This window comes from Phytohabitans kaempferiae (assembly GCF_042433955.1).
Taxonomy (GTDB): domain Bacteria; phylum Actinomycetota; class Actinomycetes; order Mycobacteriales; family Micromonosporaceae; genus Phytohabitans; species Phytohabitans kaempferiae.
In genome coordinates, this window is sequence record NZ_JBHLUH010000068.1 from 28,573 (window position 1) to 49,054 (window position 20,482).

The following is a 20,482-nucleotide window of genomic DNA, read 5'->3' on the forward strand; positions in this document are numbered from 1 at the left end:
CGGGACAGACGTCATCCCGCCTTCACCGCGCTCTCCACACCGGACCGCCGCCAGCGCCGCCACTCAAGGTGCGTACGGACCTTGCGGCGCGCCGCCCGGACCCGCGCCGGCACGACCGGCCCCTTGCCCGCCTCGGCGCGCTCGGCGTTGCGGTGCAGCGCCCGCATGAGCCGGCAGTCGGCGGCGGCGGGGGCGAGCTGCACCGCCAGATCGGCCAGCTCCTTGGCGAGCTGCCGGTTGGCCGCCTCCGGCCCGTCTTCGTAGCAGCCGAGAGCGGCGGCGAGCGCCTCCTGCGACAGTGCCCAGCGGGCCGCGTCTCGCAGCTCCACGGCGCGCGGGAGGTCTTTGCCGTCCTCTTCGAAGAAGATCTCGTACGCGTGGTGACGCTGGCTGATGTCGGTGATCGCGCCGCCGTACTGCTCGGTGTGCATGTTGTCCCCGTGCACGCGGTAGTACGCCTGGTCGACCCCGTTGAGCCGGCCGATCGAGCCGTGCGCCGCCGCGCGCAGCCACATCAGGAAGTCGCACGCGTGCGGGACCCGCGCGTCGTAGCCGACCAGGTCGCGCATGGTGCTCATCCGCATCATGACCTCAGGGGTGGCGACCGGATTGCCGCCGGCGCGGCACACGCGGGTCAGCCACTCCTCGCCGGGCCAGATGGTCCAGGAGCGCAGGTCGCTCCGCGGTGGCGGCGGCACGTCGGCGAAGGTCAACGCGAACCCGTGCACCATCCCGACTTCCGGGTATGCCTGCAACAGCGCCGCCGACCGGGCCAGGGAGCCCGGCGCGAGCAGGTCGTCCGCGGAGAGCAGCACGACGAACTCGCCGTCGACGCCGTCAAGGCCCTCGTTGAACGTCTTGATGTGCCCGACGTTCTGCTTGCGGGCGATGGCGCGTACGCGAGGGTCTGAAGCGGCCAGCTTCTCCGCCACCTCACCGCTGCCGTCGGGTGAGGCGTCGTCGACGATCAGCACGTCGACGTCGACGCCCTCCTGGTCCAGCACGGTCTGCACGCAGTCGGGAAGGAAGTGGCCATAGTTGTAACAGGGGATCGCCACGGACACCTTCGGCCGGCCGCGAAGCGGCTGCGGTCGTACCCGCATCACCATGGTCTCTCCCTCGCTTTTCCTCCGGACAGCGCCCAATCATGAGCCACGTCGGGACCGCCTCGCGGTCCGATACCCGACATCGGCCGGGCCTCTCGGGCGAACGGCCACGTCACGCGCCCCAGCGGTTGACCGTGGATGTCCGGACGGTGCGGGCGGGGTGGGTGAACCGCCACACCGCACCACACAGGCCGGACATGAGGGCGAGCGTGAAGGTGTACGTGGTGAAGCTCAGCGAGTCGAACGTGAAGCCCACCAGGATGCCCACGACCTGAGCCGAGATCAGCGCCGCGCACAGGTGGCGGTCTTCGACCCGCTCCGACCGGCGGAGCGCGATCGTCGCCAGCGAGATGCACGTGATGTGCAACGCGGCCAGCGCGGCGACGCCGACGAGCCCCGCGGTCACCAGCGTCATCAGCCACTGGTTGTCGAGGATGATGTAGAGGTCCGGGATCAGCGTGCCGGGACCGCGTCCGAGCCAGGGCCGCTCGGCGAACCAGGCCGCGATGTAGACGTAGTCCTGCGTGCGCCCCTCGATGCTCGGGTCCTCACCGGCCCACAGGAACATCGCCTTGAGCGTGCCGAGCAGTCCGGGCCGGAGGATGACCAGCGCGCCGACCACGGCCGCGCCGACGAACATCATGTTGTAGCGGGTCCGCCAGTCCCACGCGGCGACGAACATGACCAGGAGGGCCGCCGCCAGCGCCACGACACCGGTGCGGGAGATGGCCATCGGCAGCGCGGCCGCCATGAGGAGGGTGACGAACCCGAACGCGTACCGGGTGAGGCGATGCCCGGCGAACCTGGCGAAGTGGAGTCCAAACGGGATGCACATCGCCATGACGGTGCTGAACTCGATGTAGTGGGTGGCCGTGCCGGCTATCCGGAAGTGCCCGCTGTCGCCACGCATCTGGAAGTCGGCCAGATCCGACTTCAGCTCCAGGCCCGGCAGCGTGAGGTACTGCGCGATGTCGAACGCGGTGAGGGACTGGACCAGGCCGACGACGGCCATGAACCCGCCGGACCACACCAGGACGCGGACCACACCGCTCAGGCGCTGCCAGTTGGGGATCCCGTCCGCGGCCATCAGCACGACGCCGAGGAACTCGGCGGTGATGAGCATCTGGAAGTTCTGCGCGTTGGCTTCGAGGGTCGGCAGCCCACGCAGCAGGCCGGCCAGGTAGGCCAGCATGATGGAGAGCATGTAGAACAGGCACGCCCAGCGCAGCGGCTGCGGCCCCACCAGGGTCAGCCAAGGGCTGATCCGGGCCAGGATCCACCATGCGAAGAGCACCAGCCCCACGATGAGGGCGGGACGTCCGGCAAAGGTGAGGCCCGGCACGATCAGCGTCGCCGGCAGCGTGTAGAGCAGGAACACCATGAGGCTGACCAAAGCGGCCGCGTCGAAACGCACCCGCAACCGGCGCGTGGTGTAGGTACGCGGCGCGATCAGCGACGGTTCGAGATCAACCGGGTGAACCGCGGCGGTCAAGGTCAGGGCTTCTTTTCTTTGCGCCAGGACACGTGCGACAGGGGCAGGACGATGGTCGCGTCAGCGCCCACCGGTGGGAAGTCGGAGCTGTCCTGCGGCTTCGCTTCCCGCCCCGGCATGTCGTCAGGCATGGACGCGGCGTTGACCGACTTGTACTCCACCGGCTTGACGCCCTGCTTCTTCGGCTCGCCCTGGCCCGGAACGGCGGGAATCACACCGGTGGGCTGCTCGGACGCGCTCACCGTGCGGGCCGCGAGCGGGCGGCGCCTGAGCTTCGCGGGGTCGTGGCCGTTGGTCCCGCTCCCGTTGCTGGACGGCGGCACCGCCACGGACCGCGAGGTCACCGGCCCACCGTCGGCCGGCTCCTGGTCGGCCAGGCGCCGGGCACGGCGCCGCAGCAACGAATCCAGGGCGATGGTGCCCGCGATTGTCATCAGCATGCCGATGCCGGCCGCGACAACCAGCACTCGCATCACCTTGGAGCGCACGACCTCCGGCGTGGAGCCGTCGTTGAGTGTAAGTGTGCTGATCGTGTCCTCGGGCAGTACGCCGTACTGCGCCTGCTTTTCGGCGATGTCTTCGGCGAGCAGCCGGATGACCTCTTTGACGGTGCTGGTGGCCTGAGCCGGGGTCGTGCCGATGGCCTCGATCTCAAGCAGGACCGTGTTGTTGTCCATCGTCACCGTCACGCTGTCGGTGAAGCCGCGGTCGGCCAGGTTCTTAAGCACAGCCTGGTCGGTGACGGCGAGCGCCGACGCGTTGGCGAGTGCCTCGTATCCAAGGTCGAACCACGGGTTGGTGGGCCGCGGCTTCGCCGTGGGGTCGACCGCCTTGCCCGCACTCGGCGCCGGGATGATCTGCACGTGACCCTTCGCGCTGTAGTCCGGACCGACCGTCACCGCAACGAAGATCACCATCGCCGCCGAAAGGAGGAGCATCGGCGCGGCTACGTACCACCGCCGAAACAGCAGTTTGGTGAGATCCCAGAGATCCACGGTGTCCTCTCGGGCATAGCGAGCGATGGGCTGCCGCGACTGCAGCGGCTCAAGTCTCCACGCTGGTTGCAACCCTTGGCAAGCGGGGCCAAGGCCCATACTGGTACTTCTCTACAGCTCGGCCAGACTTTGTAAGATACCCGACACGCTTGCGTCCACCCGGCCACTTGTTCTTTTTGGCGACGGTCCAGCACCGTTCTAACGGTGCCTGCCTAACGACGGGGAAGTGATCTCACCATGCCCAAGCGACCACAGATCGCCATCCTGGTCGCCAACCTTCCCGCGGAGCGTGATCGCCGGGTCATCCGAGAGTGTTTGACCTTGGAGGAAAACGGCTTTGACGTCACTGTCATCGCACCGCGTGGCGACAAACAGCTACGAATCCTGCCCGGCAGTCGCGGCACACGACTCAAGCCCTATCCGGTGTTCGTCTATGGCAGCGGCGTGCTGTCGTTCGCGTTCGAGTTCGTCTGGTCGTTCCTCTGCATCGCCGTGCGCCTCTTCGGCGAGCTGTTCCGCGGCCGCGCGCACGCGGTGCAGGTGTGCAACCCGCCGGACATCTACTGGCCGCTCGCCCTGGTGTGGCGCGCACTCGGCCGCCCCTGGGTCTTCGACCACCACGACCTCTGCCCGGAGATCTACGCCGCACGCGCGGGGGATGCGGCAAACAAGTTCGCACTAAGGACGCTCGTCGCAATGGAACGGTTGACGCTCCGTACCGCTACTGCGGTTATCGCGACGAATGAATCATTCCGGGAAAACGCGCACAACAGGGGCGTATCACCAGAGAAGGTCACGGTGGTTCGCAACGGTCCAGCCTCCACCGAAATCTCGTCCGAAACCGCCGATTCGGTTGGCAGGCATTCGGCGAACGTGCCGCACCAGATCGTCTATCTGGGCGTATTCGGGCCGCAGGACAACGTGGAAGTGGCGATTCTCACCGCTGAGGAACTCGTGCGGCGGCGCGGACGCGGCGGCTGGCGGTTGGTCCTCGCCGGCGACGGCGAATGCATGCCGGCACTCACCAAACTCGTTTCGGACAAGGGCCTGAGCGACATTGTGGAGTTCACCGGCTGGCTGGGGGCCACCGAGGTGGACGCGTTGCTGCGCACCGCCACCGTGGCGATCCAGCCCGACCTGCCGACCCGGATGAACCATCTGTCCACAATGGCCAAGACGGTGGAGTACCTCGGCCGGGGCGTGCCGGTCGTGGCCGTCGACCTGGTGGAGACCCGGCGCAGCGCCGAGGAGGCCGGCCTGTACGTGCCGACCGGCTCGCCGACCGAGTTCGCCTACGCCATCGACGCGCTGCTCGACGACCCGGCCCGCCGGGAGAACATGCGGACCCTCGGCCTGGCGCGGTTCCGCGGGATGCTGTCGTGGGAGCACCAAGCGGTCGCGTACGCGGCACTGTGGCGCCAGCTCCTGGCCCCGCGGCTCGCGAAGTCCGGTTCCGCCGTCGAAGCTCGGGACCAGGTGGAGGTATGACGAGCGTCGTCATCGCGGCGCACAACGAAGCCGCGGTCATCGGACGGTGCCTGGACACGCTTCTGGCGGACGCGAAGCCCGGAGAGTTCGACATCACGGTCGTGGCAAACGGATGTAGCGACCAGACCGCCGCCGTGGCCGCGAGCCGCCCGGGCGTCCGAGTGCTCGACCTCGCGACGCCCGGCAAGCCCGGCGCGCTCAACGCGGGCGACGAGGTGGCGGTCGGCTTCCCCCGGGTCTACCTCGACGCCGACATCGTGCTCACCACCGCGGGGCTGCGCCTCGTCGCCGCCGCGGTGGCGGATCAGGCGCCCGGCGCGCCGCTTGCCGCCGTACCGCGACGCGAGCTCGACCTGACCGGACGGCCGATGCTCGTGCGCGGCTACTTCGCCATCAACAAACGCCTGCCGGTCTTCCAGGACGGGCTGTTCGGGCGAGGAGTGATCGCCCTGTCGGCGGCGGCACGGGCCCGGTTCGACCGGTTCCCCGATCTCGTCGCCGACGACCTGTTCCTCGATTCGCAGTACAGCAAGGCGGAGAAGCGGCAGGTCGACACCGTGACCGCACGGATCGCCACGCCAAGGCGCACGCGCGACCTGATCCGCCGGCTGACCCGGGTCCGGCGCGGCAACGCGGCCATGCGGGCCGCCTCGGGCACCACGGTCGTGCCGGTCGCCGTACGTCCCGCCGCCCGGACCTCGTGGCTGCGCGACGTCGTCCTGCCCCGGCCGTGGCTCGCGCCGGCGGCGGTCTGCTACGTCGCCATCACCGTGCTCGCGGCGTTCTCGGCCCGCCGAGCCGGCCAGGCCACGGCGTGGGAACGCGACGACTCATCCCGGCAGGAAGAACTCCAGACACCGTCAGGGCGGCACAGTGCCTAGCAACCGCGTCATCAACATCTGCTTTCACGGCGTCGGCAAGCCGCGGCGCGAGCTGGAGCCGGGCGAGGCGCCGTACTGGGTGGAAGAGGACCAGTTTCTCGCCATCCTCGACGAGATCGCGACGTGGCCGTCGGTACGCATCAGCTTCGACGACGGCAATGCCTCCGATGTCGACATCGCACTGCCGGCCCTGGTCGAGCGGGGTCTGACCGCAGACTTCTTCGTCCTGGCCGGCCGCCTCGACTCGGCCGGCAGCCTCGGCGAAGATGACGTCCGCGAGCTGCGCCGGCGCGGCATGACCGTGGGCAGCCACGGCATGTGGCACCGCCCCTGGCGCGGCATGGACCCGGGCACGAGCAACGACGAGTTGGTGGAGGCCCGGACCCGGCTCGCCGGCGTCATCGGCGAACCGATCGAGACGGCCGCCTGCCCGCTCGGCCGGTACGACCGCCGCCTGCTGACCGAGATGCGCCGGCTCGGCTACAAGCGGGTCTTCACCAGCGACCGGCGTGCCGCGCGACGCGACGCCTGGCTGCAACCGCGGTTCAGCGTGTGCGCGCCGGACACGCCGCGGTCGATCCGGGCCCAGGCCCTGGTGCCGCCCAGCCTGGTCCGCCGTTCGAAGCTCTCGGCGGTCGGCGTCGTCAAGCGCCTGCGCTGATCACGACGCCGGCGGATGCACCGTGTGCGGCCCCGGCGTCTCGCGCAGCTTGCTCGGGCTGAGCAGCGCCCGGGCGGCCATCTGGCTGGGGCTCTTGCCGATCGCGGCACGGCTCCCCTCGCGCAGCAGCAAGGCGGTCCAGAACGCGGCGGTGGCCAGCCGGCCGTGCCGGCGACGGTACAGCCGCACGCGGTTGAGCGTGAGCAGCGTCCACAACCGAGGCGAGATCCGGGAGTCTCCCTCGAGGTGGACGGCCTCGGCGGTCGGCGTGAACCGGGCGGCGAAGCCCGCGTCGCGGGCCCGCAGCGCGAAGTCGGTCTCCTCCGAGTAGAGGAAGAACGACTCGTCCCACGGCGCGCAGCGCGCCCAGCACTCGGCACTGATCAGGACCGTCGAGCCCTCGGCCCAGTCGGTCACGCTCTCCGCGCCGTAGCGGGACTCGTCGGTGACCACCTCGCCGAGTGCCGCGTATCGCCCGGCGCGCCCCGCGCCGAGGAACGCGTCGCCCAGGATCCGCAACACGCTGGGCTCGCGGCGCATCGTGTGGATCAGGTCGCCGTCGCCGTCACGCAGCAGCGGCACCGCGATGCCCGTGCCGGGCGTGCGCAGCACGGTCAGGAGCTTGCTCACACATCCCGGCCCCAGCCGCACGTCCGGATTGAGCACCAGCACCGCCGTGTGCGGCCCGGCGGCGGCGACCGCGGCGTTGATGCCCGCCGCGTATCCGGCGTTACGCCCCATCTCGACGACCGTGGCCTCTGGAGCATGCTCCTTGAGCGCGGCGATCGTGCCGTCTGCCGACGCGTTGTCGGCGACCGTCAGATGCCACCGGTGCCCAGCCAGGCCGGGCGCCAACGACGCCACGAGATCGGCGATCAACGCCTCGCTGTTGTACGTGACGACGACTACGGCCACCGTCTCATCAGTGCTGGTCACGCCGCTACATCTTGCCGCTAGGGAGGGCACGGCGGAAGGGAGCGGTCTGTCGGCTACCCGTCAACATCGGCCCTCCTCTGTCGCGGTCCGGCGACCGGGATGTCGGCGAAGGCGGCGACGGTGCGGTCCGCGTACGCACTCCCGTCGCCCACCTCCATTGGACCCTCCCATGTGGACGGAAGTGGGGTCGGCACGCCGGGCGCGACCCGCGAGACGATCTCGTCCAGCACACGCTCGGAGTCACCGACCCACAGGTGCTTGGCGCCGTCGATGCCCACCACCTCGGCCTGCGGGATGGGGGTGAAGCGCAGGCGGGCCTCCTCCGGCCGCAGGTAGTCGTCGTGCTCGGGCACCAGCGCGGTGACCGGCTTGCCCGACTCCGCCCACACCGCCAGGTCGTCGTCGGTGGCGAAGCGCAGCGGCGGGGAGAGCAGGATCGCGCCAACCACGGCGGGGTCGCAACCATACTTCAGCACCAGGTCGGTGCCGAACGACCAGCCGAGCAGCCACACGTTCGGCAGTCCGGCGAACTCGGCGTACTCGATCGCGGCGGCCACGTCGAAGCGCTCCCCCACCGCGGCGTCGAACGCGCCCTCGCTGGTGCCGCGCACGCTGCTCGTCCCGCGCGTGTTGAAGCGCAGCACCGCGAGCCCGGCCAGCGCGGGCAGCCGCCACGCCGCCTTGCGGAAGATGTGGCTGTCCATCATGCCGCCGTGGGTCGGCAGTGGATGTACGCACACCAGCGCGGCGACCGGGTCGCGGTCGGCCGGGAGCGCCAGCTCACCGACCAGCGTGAGGCCGTCGGCGGTGTGCAGCTCTATGTCCTCCCGGCGCCCGGGAAGGATCGAGTTGGCACGGATCTTTTCGCTCACGGAGCAAGTCTTTCACCGTCGAGGCTGGCCGGTGCGGCGAGTCGCGCGCTCGGTGGCGCCTTTCACCGTCGCCGCTCCCGCGCGCTCCAGCAACCGGCGTGCCAGTGCCGCCGGTCACTCTCGTCGCCGCGGCCGTCCACGGGCCAGGCCACCACGTGCGGGGTCCCGGGGCGGATCTCCTGGTTGCAGCCGGGACAGCGGTAGGTCTTGGTGGAGGCGCCGCCGGGGATCGTGCGGACCGCCCAGTCGCCGTCACTCCACCGCTGCACGCGCTGTATGCCCTGCCGGGCACGTTCGAGATCGAGCGGCGGGATCTCCTCCCGCTCGGGCTTGCGGCGCGGCACGGCTCAGGACAGGCGGGCGTACACGTCACCCGACCGGCCCGTCGGCCGGAGCCGCTCCAGCAGTGCCACCAGGCCCGGCATGTCGAGCCACTCGTCGCCGACCATGCGCGCGGTCTCGGCGAGCGAGTAGTTGTACCGGTAGCCGCCCGCGGTCGCCCCGAGCCGGTCGACCATGTCGAGCATCGCCATCGAGGCGTCGTGCGCCGACGGCACGTACTCCACCGAGAGGGCGCGCACGGGGCGGGAGAGGCCGGCGAGCACCTGCGCCTCGAAGCCCTCCACGTCGATCTTGCAGAACGCCGGCTCGCCGTGGCGGGCGATGAGGTCGTCGAGCGTCATGACCTCTACCTCGACCGCGCGGTCCCACCGCACGCGCTGGAAGGACTTGTCGGTCGAGACCGAGTCCATCCAGTCGCGGGACATCGAGGAGACCGTCGGGTTGGTCGTGGAGAGCGCCAGCGAGGCCCGCCCGGACTGCTCACCGAGCGCGGTGGGCACGAGCGTGACCCCCCGGTCGCGCCCGAAGAGCAGTCGCAGGACGCGGACGCAGTCTGGCTGCGGCTCGACGGCGACGACCCGCGCGCCCAGCCTGCGCCACGCGCGGACCCGGCTGCCCACGTGCGCACCGATGTCGAAGCCCAGATCGCCGGGGCCGAGAAACTGCGCGTAGAGCCGCCGCATCCGCCGGTGCTTGGCGGGCTGGCCGTGGTAGATGACCATGGACCGGGCGATACCCCAGGCGCGGTCGAGCATGGTGCGACCGTACCCTGTCGCGGTGACGGTGGTACATCGTCGGGCCTATCGGCGGGCGAGGAGCACCACCCGCACGCCTTCGAAGTCTCCCTGGGGGGTGACGCGGTAGGGCCGCAGGATCTCGCGCCGCTCGGCTGAGAGCCCGGAGAGCGGATCCGAGTCGTAGGTCGTGCTGATCAGCCAGATCCGCTCGATGTCGATCTCCGCGCACTCGGGCATGCCGTCGTCGCCGCACTCGCGTGCCGAGTAGGAGCCCCGTGCCACCGATGTCGCCGCCACGAAGACGTCCGTCGGCCGCGGGTCGTCGCGCATCTCGTAGTCGACCGCCTCCCGCGCGAGGTCGGAGAGCTGGCCGAAGACGTCGTTGTAGGCGAGGCCGTCGCCAGGCCGCGCGTTGGCCCGGATCACGTCGATCGCGCCCTTGTAGTCGGGCTGTCCGGTGACCGGGCTCGACCGGACCTCCCGCTGGTCGGGCAGCACCAGGTAGCTGACCAACGGCAGGACAAGCACGGCGCCCAGTGCCCGGGCCCAGGTGGCGTTCCGGCGGGTGACGATCTCACCGAGCCCGCAGATGCCGACGGCGGCCAGCAGCGCCCAGGCCGGCAGCACGTACAGCACGTAGCGGGCGAGGAACATATGCAGCACTGGATACGTGACGTAGATGAAGATGACGGGAAGGACCGCCCAGACGACAACGGCAGGCGCGACCTCCCGCTGCCGGCGCCACATCAGGAACCCGCCGACGACTCCCGCGGCGACGACGATCCCCGCCGCCGGCCAGGAGAGAAACAGCTCGTGCGGGAAACCCCGGACCGCGTCGAGGTCCGCCTTGATCCAGGAGATCGACGCGGACTGACCGGACGCGAACGACAGCAACGGAATGACCCCGAGGCTCGCGAAGCCCACCGTGCCGGCCCATCGGTACCGACGGGCGTCATCTCCGTCGGTCATCCGGACGACGAGGAACAGATGGGCGGCCAGGACGACCAGCGACGCGAAATGCAGCAGCCCGGCGGCGACGACACTCGCCCCGTAGAGGACCCAGCGCCGCCCCACGGGCCGGTCCATCGCACGCACCAGCAGCAGCGTCGACACCACCACCATCATGGTGACCAGCGCGTACGACCGCGACTCCTGGGCGTACCTACTGACCGCGGGGATGAGGACGAAGAGCAACCCGGCCACGACCCCGACGGCCGCGCCCACGAGCCGCCGCCCGAGCAACGCCAGGCAGCCAGCTGCCACCGCCATCGCGAACAAGGACGGGGTCCGCATCGCCAGCGGCGAGTCGCCCGCCACGGCGATCCAGCCCTTGATGACCAGGATGTACACGGTGTGGACCAGGTCCGTGTTGGACAGCAGGTGGGCCAAATCGCGGAACGAAAGTGTGGCGGCGTGCCAGGTGGCGTACTCGTTGTTCCACATCTGGCGGCTGTCCGCGCCGATCCAGCCGACGACGAGCGCGACGAGGAACGGCACGATCGCCAGGGCGGCGGTGGGGTGGCTCTTCGGAGGCTCCGGCTCCGCGCCCGGTGCGCGCTCGCCCTCCGGCACGGCCACCGCCGAGCGGTCAGGAGCAAGCACCATCGCCGGGAATCCCTTCGCTATTCGACACGGAAGCTACCCGGAAACTACTTCACCTGGAACCCGTACACCGGGCTCTTGGCCTCGCTGCGGAAGCGGCGGAGGGCAGCGGCGTCCTGGTCGATGTTCCACTTCCCGGATCCGTCGTTGTTGAACCAGATGAACCCGAGCATGTCGGACCGGTCGGCCACGCCCTCGAAGAGATTTGAGATGTGGTCCGGCCGCGCCGAGCCCGGCTCGGCGGCCGTCTCCACGATCAGGAACGGCCTCTGCGTGAACTCACGGATCTGGTCCAGCGTGGGCTCGAAGAGCGACCGGAAGGTCTTCTTGCCCTTGCGGGTGTAGTAGCCGTCGATGCCGACCCAGTGCACGTACTGATCGCCTGGGTAGTACGGCTTGAGCTTTACGCTGGGCATCGGGTTGATGACGTTTGGCGTCCAGGCCCAGATGACGTTCGTGGCCTCGGCGCGGACGAACAGCCCGTGGATGTGCCGCCAAGCCGCGACGAACTCGGCCGGTTTGTTCCGCTGCCGCCCCCAGGGGTACCAGTCGCCGTTCATCTCGTGCGCGAACGTCAGCACGATTGGCAGGTTGAGCAGGCGGACGGCGGTCGCGAACTCCAGGATGTACTCATCCTGCTTCCCCGCCGCGATGTCGGCCAGCGTCGGCTTGAACGGCTCCCAGCGGATGACCGGCAGCGCGCCGTACTGGTAAGCCTTCCGGACTTCGGAGACCGCGAACTTGTCGTCGAAGCTCTCGTAGATGGCGATCAGATTGGGCTGCTTACCGATGCTGCTGGCAAACTTCTCGATCTTGGTCATGTCGGTCGGGGCGCCGTTGATCGCCACACCGAGGAACTTCTTCTCCGGCCGCAGCAGGGGCGTGATGTCGAACGGCGGCGGGGTGGGACTCGGGGTCGCCTGGGGCCCGGCGGACGCGGCCACCGCCACCTGGACGCCGGCGGCCGACCTCAGCGCCTTGGAGATGTTGACCTGGCTGACGACGGCGTACTCCGTGACGGCGAGAGCGACGATCAGGAGCGCGACGAGTATGTGCCTGCTCCTCACATCACGACCTCGACATCCTTGCGCGGGTCGACCAGCAGCACCTGGGACACGATGGCGAGGAAGAAGACACCGCTAAGCATCGCGGGGGCGAATGCCAACGCGTCGCCGGACAGCATCCGGAAGCCGGCGATGCCCACCCACGCCAGCCCGACACCGGCTGTCCAGTACCGGAGACCGACCCAGAGCCGCCGCGTGCGGCTCTTCTGGCCCTTGCCGCCGGTCGGCTGCCAGCCCATCTGCCGGCCGCGCAGGATGTCGTAGATGGCGAACAGGTGCGCCCAGCCGTACAGCAGCTTGACCGTCCACGCCTCCAAGCCGTACCTGGCTTTGTGCCACAGCGGGAAGAGCACCAGGTTGTAGATGACGCTGGGGACGATGAGCAGATAGTTCGCCAGCGCCATCTCCTCCGGAAAGAAGACCAGCATGACGAGCGGGATGACCGGACCGGCGAAGGTGAAGACTCCCGTGTGCAGGTAGTAGCAGAAACCCGAGATGTAGCTGAGCCGGGCGCGCAGGCGCAGCTTGGTCGCCCAGAACTTCCGCGCGCCGAGCAGGCTCATCGAGCCGGCGCACCAGCGGTACTGCTGGGTGAAGAACGAGTCGACGTCGCCGGGGCAGAGCCCGGCCGCGAGAGCGACCGGGATGTACTTCAGGTGCCAGCCCTTCATCCGCAGGTCGAAGCCCGTGTGCACGTCTTCGGAGTGCTCGATCAGCGTCGAGCCACCGATGTCGTCCAGCGCGGCCCGCCGGTAGACCGCGCAACTGCCCACGCAGATCGCCGCGCCGTGGTGCTGGCGGGAGACCTGCACCGACCGGTAGAACAACTCCTGTACGGCACCGGCGCCGCGCTCGACCCAGCCTTGTCCTTTGTGGACGCGGAAGAACTGGGGTGACTGCACGATGCCGAGCGTAGGGTCGGCGTCGAAGTACGGCAGCATCTCGTCGAGCATGTCGTGGCGCGGTGAGAAGTCCGCGTCCAGCACGAGGATGAAATCGCCGAGGGTCCGCTCGAAGGCGTACCGCATGTTGCCCGCCTTCTTGTACCAGCCTCGGTTGGGGCGGCGCTGGTAGACGAAGTGGAACGCGAGCGCCATCCGCTCCATGTCCTCGGTGGGCGAGTCGTCCAGCACGTACACCGTCACGTTGCCGCGGTAGTACGTGGCCATCTGGCGGACGTACTCCCAGGTGTTGGCGAGCACGTGCGGCGGCTCACCACATACCGGCAGGAAGATGTCGACCGGCGGGTACCGCTTCGGCTTCCAGTCGGCGACGATCCGCTGGTGCGCCTTCATGTCGAAGCCCGGCGTCAGGAAGTTGACCACGACGGAGATGACGTAGTAAGCCATCGTGAACAGCAGCAGCGGAGTCAGCACCAACAGGGCCGGGGCGAGCCGGAGGAAGAGGACCTGGCTCACGACGAGCGAGCCGAAGCTGACGAACGAAAAGAGCATGAGAGGGGCGAGCCGCCGCTGGCGGTAGAGGACCTTCTCGTCGTCGGTCGGCGGCAAGGGCACCGGCGCGTACGCCGGGCGCATCGGGCGAGCGGCTCTCTTGTCGCCTCGCTGGCTCGGCACCCTGATAGTGGCCGGCACCCGAAACTCTGCGGTGGCGTCTGGTGGCAGCGTGGCGTCGGTACGGGCCGGCGAACCCACGGCGAGCTTCTCCTCCGCGATTCAAGGGGCGACCAAGTCAAGGGCGACCAAGGCAGTTAACTTCAGGACCCAGGCCGAGAACAAGTCCTGTGCTTCGAAGCACAGCAAATGCCACGAAAGCGGCCCCACATGCTCCACGAAATAGACAAGACCCCACAACCTACGAAGCCAAGACGCGTAGGGCAATCGCCCGTTCGGCCAAGCGAACAAGGCCAGGCCACCGGCTGCCGAGCCGTGACCGGACGGCCCTACGGGCACGCCGGCGCCTACCGGTAGGCTGCCGGACGGCCAGGATAGACGCTCTCAACTGGACGAGGAGACGCAAGGTGGCTGATGTTGGATTCGCGCGTCCCCCACAGCCGACGCCGATGTGGAGCCCGGAGCTCCGTCGGGGGCTGAGCCGGATCCTCGTGCTCACCGCTCTGCTCGTGACTGGGCTGGCCGCGGCCGCACCGGCCCGCGCGGCAGACAATCTGGTGCAAAACGCCAGTCTTGAGTCGCTCACATCCGGTTTTCCGACCTGTTGGGAGAAGAACGGATACGGCGAGCACACCTTCTCCATCGGCACGACCACCGACGCCCGCACCGGCGGCGTCGCCAGCAAGATAACCATCAGCGGATACACGTCTGGTGACCGCAAGGTGATGATGCAGCGGAGCACGTCCTGTGCTCCGAAGGTGACCCAGGGTCGTCAGTACGACCTCTCCGTCTGGTACAAGTCCACGACGGTCGCGGCGGCGCTCACCCTGTTCCGCTACCAGGCGAGCACCGGCTGGCAGTACTGGACCGACCTGGCGACGCTCGCCGCGACCGACACGTACAAGCAGAAGACCGTGCGCACCCCGCCGCTGCCGACCGGCACCGAGCAGATCACCTGGGGCGTCAGCCTGTACGGGCCGGGCACGCTGATCACCGATGACTACTCCATGGTGGACGCGACCTCCCTGCCGCCGACGCCCGTGTGCACGGACGGCGTCGCCTGCACCAAGGGCCGGTGGCAGGTCATGCCGTACCAGTCGGCGGTCCGCGGCATCCACGCGGTCGTCCTGCACAACGGGAAGGTGCTGCTCGTCGCCGGCTCGGGCAACAGCACGTCCGAGTTCCGGGCCGGTAGCTTCCGCACCGCCGTGTACGACCCGAACAACGGCTCGTTCACCACGGTGAACACGCCCGAAGACCTCTTCTGCGCCGGGCACGTCCAGTTGAAGGACGGGCGCGTGCTGGTCATGGGCGGCAACAAGGACTATCCGACGCCGGACGGCAGCGTCGGCTTCAAGGGCCTGCGCAGCTCGTACATCTTCGACCCGGCGACCAACAAGTACACCAAGACCAACAACATGCAGGCCGGTCACTGGTACCCGTCGGCGACCGTACTTGGCAACGGCGACGTCATCTCCCTCGGCGGGCTCGGTGAAGACGCCAAGGGCACCGCCTTCACCGAGTACTTCAAGTCCTCCGAAAACCGCTGGCTGGCCTGGAACGAGGTCAAGCAGAGCTGGAAGTGGTGGGGTCTGTACCCGGCGATGGTCCTGATGCAGGACGGGCGGCTCTTCTACACCGGCAGCCACACGTTCGGCGCCGGCCTGCCGGGCACTGGCGCCTCGATCTACGACTACGCCAGCGCCACGATCACCGACGTGCCCGGCCTGCAAGACAAGGACTACCGCGACCAGTCGATGAGCGTGCTGCTGCCGCCTGCACAGGACCAGCGCGTGATGACGATCGGTGGCGGCAACGGTCACACCAACGTCGACGCCGGCCGGCTGACCGACATCATCGACCTCAAGGCCGCCAGCCCCAAGTACACGCCGGGGCCGCTGATCCCGCACGGCACTCTCACCGGCGGAGTCACGCAGACCGGCCCCCAGGGCAAGATGTACGTCTCCGCCGTGCTGCTGCCGGACGGCACCGTCTTCGAGACCGGCGGTGCACTCCACAACCGGGCCGACCCGGTGTTCGAGGCGTCCATCTTCGACCCGATCTCCAACACCTTCCGCCCGCGGATGGCTACCGACCCGGTGCCGCGGACCTACCACTCCTCCGCCTTCCTGCTGCCCGACGGGCGGGTCATGGCGATCGGTGAAAACCCGGGCAACGGCACGTTCGACAACCGCATCTCGGTCTACTCGCCGCCGTACCTCTTCCAGGGCGCCCGGCCCCAGATCTCCTCGGTGGCCGCGACCAACTGGACGTACGGCAGCACGCAGCAGATTACGGTGAACGCGCCGGTGGTGCGGGCGTCGCTGATCCGCCCGGCGGCGGTGACCCACTCGTCCGACCCCAACCAGCGGTTCGTGGAGCTCCCGATGACGGTCAACGGAAACACCATCGGGCTCAACGTGACGAGCAACCCCAACATCGCCCCGCCCGGCTGGTACATGCTCTTCGTCCACGGTGCCAACGGCGTGCCGTCCGTCGCCAAGTGGGTCAAGCTCGGATGAGCCAGCGGTTCCAAGCCGTCATCGCCTGGCTGAGGTCCCGCGACCGGCGCCAGCGGTGGATCGTCGGTGGCGCGCTGGCGGCGGTCCTGCTCGCGACTGGCGGTTGGCTCGTCGTGGGCGGCGGCGCCGACGGCAGCCCGGTCTGGTTCGGCGGCAGGCCGGAACAGACCACCACCGAGCCTGACAGCGACGCCGCAGGCGATCAGACGGTCCCAGACCGGGTGGCCGGTGGCAAGCAGGATCAGGCGGGTTCCGCCGCGTCGGCACCACCCCGGATCCACCAGTTCGCCGACAAGCCCGGCGCGCCGCAGCGTCCGCTGCCCTCGCCGACCGCACCGATCGAGATCGACGAGGGTAACGAGGGCTGCGACTACGCCTACGGGGATCGCACCGTCTGCGTGCCCTGGGAGTTTCCGGAGGGCGTGACGGACGGTTGTGCCTGGCTTCGGGAGCGAGGCTACGAGCCGCTGAAGGTCAACGGTCGCGACCGGCACAACCTCGACCGCAACGGCGACGGCACCGCCTGCGGCGACGGCGACTGACGGACCGGGGCGACCGGCGGGGAGCTGGTCGCCCCGGCTACCGGGCGGTGTGATCGCGGAAGCCCCGCCCCGCCTCACGCCCCAGGTAGCCGGCGGTGACCAGGTGCTCAAGCAGCGGCGCGGGCGCCAAGCCGGGCTCGCGCACCTCCCGGTACAGCTCCCGCTGGCTCGCCAGCGCCACGTCCAGCCCCACGGCGTCGAGCAGCTCGAACGGCCCCATCGGGTAGCCGCACCCCAGCTTCATCGCGTGGTCGATGTCGTCCACTGTCGAGTACGAGGCTTCGAGCATGCGCACCGCGTCGTTGAGGTACGGGAACAGCAGCGCGTTGACCACGAACCCGGCCCGGTCGGCACAGACCACGCCGGTCCTGCCGAGCGCCGCGACGACCGCGCGGGCGGTGGCGAGCGCCTCCGGCGACGTACGGATCGTATGCACCACCTCGACCAGCGGCATGGCCGGCGCCGGGTTGAAGAAGTGCAGCCCCACCACGTCGGCCGGGCGCTGGGTCGCCATGGCGCACTTGATGACCGGCAGCGAGGAGGTCGTGGTCGCCAGCAGCACGCCGGGCTTGCAGATCTCGTCGAGCGTGGCGAAGAGGTCCTGCTTCACGCTCAGCTCCTCGGCCACCGCCTCCACCACGAGGTCGACGTCGGCGAGGTGCTCAAGCGTCGCCGACCAGTTGACCCGGTCGAGGGTCGCGTCCCGCTCCGCCTCGGTCAGCTCGCCCCGCACCACGGCCTTGTCGAGCGACCCCTTGACCGCCTCGCGCACGTGCTCCGGCTTCTCCGCGTCGCGGGTCACCGACACCACCTCGTACCCGGCCTTCGCGAAGACCTCGATGATGCCGGTGGCCATGGTCCCGGACCCCACGACGCCGACCTTCGCGATCCCCCGCGCGCCGTCGGCGGCCGCCGGCACCGTCGCGTTCGGCGTGTGCTCATCGGGTACGAGCGCCGGCGAACCCGGTTTCGCATAGGTGTAGAAGCCGCGGCCGGACTTACGCCCGAGCAGCCCGGCGGTGACCATCTGCTTGATCAGCGGCGCGGGCGCGTGCCGGCGGTCCCGCCCACCGCGGCGGTACATGGTGTCGAGGACCTCGTAGGCGGTGTCCAGCCCGATGAGGTCCAGCAGCGCGAGCGGCCCCATCGGCAGCCCGCAGCCGAGTTTCATCGCGGCGTCGATGTCCTCCCGGCTGGCGTACCGGGCCTCGTACATCGTCACCGCCTGGTTGAGGTATCCGAACAGCAGCGCGTTGGCGATGAACCCGGCCCGGTCGTTGATGGTCACGTCGACCTTGCCCAGCCGCCCGCAGAGCGCCTCGACGCCGGCGACCACCTCGGGCGCGGTGACGACCGTACGCACCACCTCGACCAGCTTCATCACCGGCGCGGGATTGAAGAAGTGGATGCCGATGACCTGGTCGGGCCGCTGCGTGGCGACCGAGATGTCGGTGACGCTGAGCGACGAGGTGTTGGTGGCGAGGATCGCCGAGGGCTTGCAGACCCGGTCCAGCTCGGCGAAGAGCCGCTGCTTGAGGTCGAGGCGCTCGGGCACCGCCTCCACCACCAGGTCGACGTCGCGCAACGCCGCCAGCCCGACCTCGAACGAGACCCGCCCGAGCAGCGCGTCCCGGTCGGCCGGCGCCAGCTTGCCCTTGGCGACGGCCCGGTCGGTCGATCCGACGAGGACGGCCCGCCCCCGCTCCAGCGCCGCGTCGCTGATCTCGACCGCCAGGACGTCGATGCCGTTGCGGGCGAAGACCTCCACGATCCCCGCGCCCATCGTGCCCAGCCCGACCACGCCCACGGTATTGATCTCGCGCGCCACGGCGATCCCCTAACGTTCGCTATGGTTATTCGCGCGAGTCTGCCACGTTACGGGCGTTCGGCCCCGATGCGTGGTCCATCTCACCCATCGGCCAGCCGCCCGTCTGAGGCGCGCTAGCTGACCTGTATCGAGGCTTTGGGAAGGCCGGACGCACAGGTCACCGTGACCCGTACGGTCAGCAGGAGCGCCTTGAGCACGACCCCCACCTCGGCGCCGGGTCCTCGGTCGACGTCCAGGATGCCGAAGCTGGCGAGCGGCGACACCGACACGATCGACGCGGTGGAGCCGACGCATCGCACGACGACCGTGCCGCCGGCGGTGACGAGGGTCTTGAGCTGCTCCACCGGCGCGGTCGAGGGCGAGCGCGGCTCGGGCGCGGGCTCGGGATCCGGCCCCGGCGCGGGCGGCGGTGTCCTCTCCGGTGGTGCGGGCGACTCGGTGCCGCCGCCGGGGCGCTGGCCGCCTCCGCTCGGCGCGTCGCGACCCGCTTCGGACCCAAGGTTTGCGGCCGCGCCGCCGCCGATCGGGCCGCGGAGGGCGGCGGTCGTCCGTGGTGCCTCGCCGGTGGTCCCGCCCGGCTCCTCGATCGGGGGCGCGGCCCCGGTGCCAGCGCCCCGGTCGGGCGGCGGTACGGCAGGCGCCGTCTCGACCGCCTCCGGCCGCTGCCGGTGGCCCATCCCGTCGGGCAGTCCCCATCCGGCGACCAGGCCCATCATGGCGAGAACCGCTGCGGCCGTGAACCGCGTGGCCCTCCTGCCCCACGCGTTGCCGGCGCGACGGCGGCCCGGCCCGGTCGGGGCCCGGTGACTGGCGACCGTCATCGGCAGGGTCCGGGCCGTGCGCAGCCGGCGGCGCACCTGGCCGACCGCGGGTCGCGGCGCGAGACCCTTGGCGAGGACGACTCCACCGTCGGCGGCCGGCACGACTCGCCAGCCGCCGGCCGCGCCCAGGATCACGGCCAGCTCGTGGGCGGTGGGCCGCTCCGCCGGCTCCTTCGCCAGGCACCGCAGGCAGGTGGCGGCCACCTCCGCCGACACCGGCACGGTCGCCGGCAGCGGCTCCGGCGGCAGCGTGGCGTGCGCCGCCAGTCTGTCCACGATGGACTGTGCGGGCCACGGCGGCACGCCGGCCAGCAGGCGGTAGAGCACCAGGCCGAGGGCGTACACGTCGGCGGCCGGTGACACCTCGCCGCGAGTGAAGCGCTCCGGCGCCAGGTACGCCGGTGTGCCCACCACGACGCCGTCGTCGCCCGGCCCGCCGCGGTTGCCCGCGGCGGCGGCGATCCCGAAGTCGAGCACCTTCACGCCAGTCGGGGTGAGCATGACGTTGGCGGGCTTGATGTCGCAGTGCACCAGGGCGTGCACGTGCGCCGTGGCCACCGCGGTCGCCACCTCCGCCGTGATCCGCAGCGCCTCGCCCGGCGGCACCGCGCCGCTCGCCATCCGCTGCGCCAGGGTCTGCCCGGTCAGCAGCTCCATCACCACGTACGGGACGCGCTCGCCGGACCCGTCCGTCGACTCCCCGTAGTCGTGCACCGCGGTCACGTGTGGATGTGACAGGCGGGCCGCCGCCCGCGCCTCCTGGCGAAACCGCTCCGGCGGCCAGAGCCCGTCAGTGTGCCCGGTGGCCAGGACCTTCACCGCCACGTAGCGGTCCAGAATCTCGTCGTGCGCCCGCCAGACGACGGACATGCCGCCGCTCCCCAGCCACTCGATCAGCCGGTAGCGGCCGTTGAGCACCTGCTGCGTCTCCCCCACGATCTTTATCCCCCAGATCGTCGCCGGCCCAGTAACCTACTCGAACCAACGCGCGAATCGGGCTCAGCGCACGACCTTACCGG

Annotated in this window: 17 protein-coding genes; 5 read left to right on the forward strand and 12 right to left on the reverse strand. The window is 69.9% G+C overall.

Annotated features, from left to right (window positions below):
* Nucleotides 1–11: 11 nt before the first annotated feature.
* The 3 genes from ACFFIA_RS31480 to ACFFIA_RS31490 form a co-directional block, all read right to left on the reverse strand.
* Nucleotides 12–1,058 carry a glycosyltransferase gene (locus tag ACFFIA_RS31480; protein WP_377257797.1) on the reverse strand — a complete coding sequence of 349 codons (1,047 nt, stop codon included), beginning with the start codon at nt 1,056–1,058 and terminating at the stop codon, nt 12–14.
* A gap of 160 nt (nt 1,059–1,218) precedes the next feature.
* Nucleotides 1,219–2,598, reverse strand: coding sequence for an O-antigen ligase family protein (locus ACFFIA_RS31485; protein WP_377257799.1), 1,380 nt, complete (start codon nt 2,596–2,598; stop codon nt 1,219–1,221).
* A 2-nt stretch (nt 2,599–2,600) separates the two neighbouring features.
* Nucleotides 2,601–3,593, reverse strand: a complete 993-nt coding sequence (locus tag ACFFIA_RS31490) for a YveK family protein (RefSeq protein ID WP_377257801.1) — start codon at nt 3,591–3,593, stop codon at nt 2,601–2,603.
* Nucleotides 3,594–3,830: 237 nt separating this feature from the next.
* Between ACFFIA_RS31490 and ACFFIA_RS31495 the strand changes: the two genes are divergently transcribed.
* The 3 genes from ACFFIA_RS31495 to ACFFIA_RS31505 are packed head-to-tail and all read left to right on the forward strand — an operon-like array spanning nt 3,831 to nt 6,623.
* Nucleotides 3,831–5,081: a glycosyltransferase family 4 protein gene (locus ACFFIA_RS31495; RefSeq protein WP_377257803.1), complete on the forward strand. Its 1,251-nt coding sequence runs from the start codon at nt 3,831–3,833 to the stop codon at nt 5,079–5,081.
* Nucleotides 5,078–5,962 (forward strand): glycosyltransferase, encoded by an 885-nt coding sequence (locus ACFFIA_RS31500; protein ID WP_377257805.1) that lies wholly within the window; start codon nt 5,078–5,080, stop codon nt 5,960–5,962. The genes ACFFIA_RS31495 and ACFFIA_RS31500 overlap by 4 nt, the downstream gene beginning before the upstream one ends.
* Complete coding sequence (locus ACFFIA_RS31505; protein WP_377257807.1) at nt 5,955–6,623, forward strand: polysaccharide deacetylase family protein; 669 nt, start codon at nt 5,955–5,957, stop codon at nt 6,621–6,623. Before ACFFIA_RS31500 ends, ACFFIA_RS31505 begins: the two co-directional genes overlap by 8 nt.
* On the opposite strand, the gene ACFFIA_RS31510 is transcribed toward ACFFIA_RS31505, so the two are convergent.
* The 7 genes from ACFFIA_RS31510 to ACFFIA_RS31540 all read right to left on the reverse strand — a co-directional run bounded on the left by ACFFIA_RS31510 (nt 6,624) and on the right by ACFFIA_RS31540 (nt 13,714).
* The gene (locus ACFFIA_RS31510) at nt 6,624–7,559 is read right to left on the reverse strand and encodes a glycosyltransferase (protein ID WP_377257809.1); all 936 of its coding nucleotides are present in this window, start codon (nt 7,557–7,559) and stop codon (nt 6,624–6,626) included.
* A 53-nt stretch (nt 7,560–7,612) separates the two neighbouring features.
* Nucleotides 7,613–8,431 (reverse strand): alpha/beta hydrolase, encoded by an 819-nt coding sequence (locus ACFFIA_RS31515; RefSeq protein ID WP_377257811.1) that lies wholly within the window; start codon nt 8,429–8,431, stop codon nt 7,613–7,615.
* A gap of 62 nt (nt 8,432–8,493) precedes the next feature.
* Complete coding sequence (locus ACFFIA_RS31520; protein WP_377257813.1) at nt 8,494–8,775, reverse strand: Rv1322 family protein; 282 nt, start codon at nt 8,773–8,775, stop codon at nt 8,494–8,496.
* Between the two features lie 3 nt (nt 8,776–8,778).
* Nucleotides 8,779–9,495 carry an FkbM family methyltransferase gene (locus ACFFIA_RS31525; protein WP_377258152.1) on the reverse strand — a complete coding sequence of 239 codons (717 nt, stop codon included), beginning with the start codon at nt 9,493–9,495 and terminating at the stop codon, nt 8,779–8,781.
* Nucleotides 9,496–9,573: 78 nt separating this feature from the next.
* Nucleotides 9,574–11,115 carry a glycosyltransferase family 39 protein gene (locus tag ACFFIA_RS31530; protein WP_377257815.1) on the reverse strand — a complete coding sequence of 514 codons (1,542 nt, stop codon included), beginning with the start codon at nt 11,113–11,115 and terminating at the stop codon, nt 9,574–9,576.
* Between the two features lie 44 nt (nt 11,116–11,159).
* Nucleotides 11,160–12,179, reverse strand: coding sequence for a glycoside hydrolase family 26 protein (locus tag ACFFIA_RS31535; protein ID WP_377257817.1), 1,020 nt, complete (start codon nt 12,177–12,179; stop codon nt 11,160–11,162).
* Nucleotides 12,176–13,714 carry a glycosyltransferase family 2 protein gene (locus ACFFIA_RS31540; RefSeq protein ID WP_377257819.1) on the reverse strand — a complete coding sequence of 513 codons (1,539 nt, stop codon included), beginning with the start codon at nt 13,712–13,714 and terminating at the stop codon, nt 12,176–12,178. The genes ACFFIA_RS31535 and ACFFIA_RS31540 overlap by 4 nt, the downstream gene beginning before the upstream one ends.
* 443 nt (nt 13,715–14,157) lie before the next feature.
* Between ACFFIA_RS31540 and ACFFIA_RS31545 the strand changes: the two genes are divergently transcribed.
* Together ACFFIA_RS31545 and ACFFIA_RS31550 are read left to right on the forward strand one after the other, a co-directional pair.
* Nucleotides 14,158–16,272 carry a galactose oxidase early set domain-containing protein gene (locus ACFFIA_RS31545; RefSeq protein ID WP_377257821.1) on the forward strand — a complete coding sequence of 705 codons (2,115 nt, stop codon included), beginning with the start codon at nt 14,158–14,160 and terminating at the stop codon, nt 16,270–16,272.
* A complete protein-coding gene (locus ACFFIA_RS31550; RefSeq protein WP_377257823.1) occupies nt 16,269–16,814 on the forward strand; it encodes a type II secretion system protein M in 546 nt (181 codons plus the stop codon). The genes ACFFIA_RS31545 and ACFFIA_RS31550 overlap by 4 nt, the downstream gene beginning before the upstream one ends.
* A gap of 37 nt (nt 16,815–16,851) precedes the next feature.
* On the opposite strand, the gene ACFFIA_RS31555 is transcribed toward ACFFIA_RS31550, so the two are convergent.
* On the reverse strand, nt 16,852–18,642 hold the full coding sequence (locus ACFFIA_RS31555) for a 3-hydroxyacyl-CoA dehydrogenase family protein (RefSeq protein WP_446686988.1): 1,791 nt from the start codon (nt 18,640–18,642) through the stop codon (nt 16,852–16,854).
* A gap of 113 nt (nt 18,643–18,755) precedes the next feature.
* Nucleotides 18,756–20,399 (reverse strand): protein kinase domain-containing protein, encoded by a 1,644-nt coding sequence (locus ACFFIA_RS31560; RefSeq protein WP_377257825.1) that lies wholly within the window; start codon nt 20,397–20,399, stop codon nt 18,756–18,758.
* Nucleotides 20,400–20,482 lie beyond the last annotated feature (83 nt).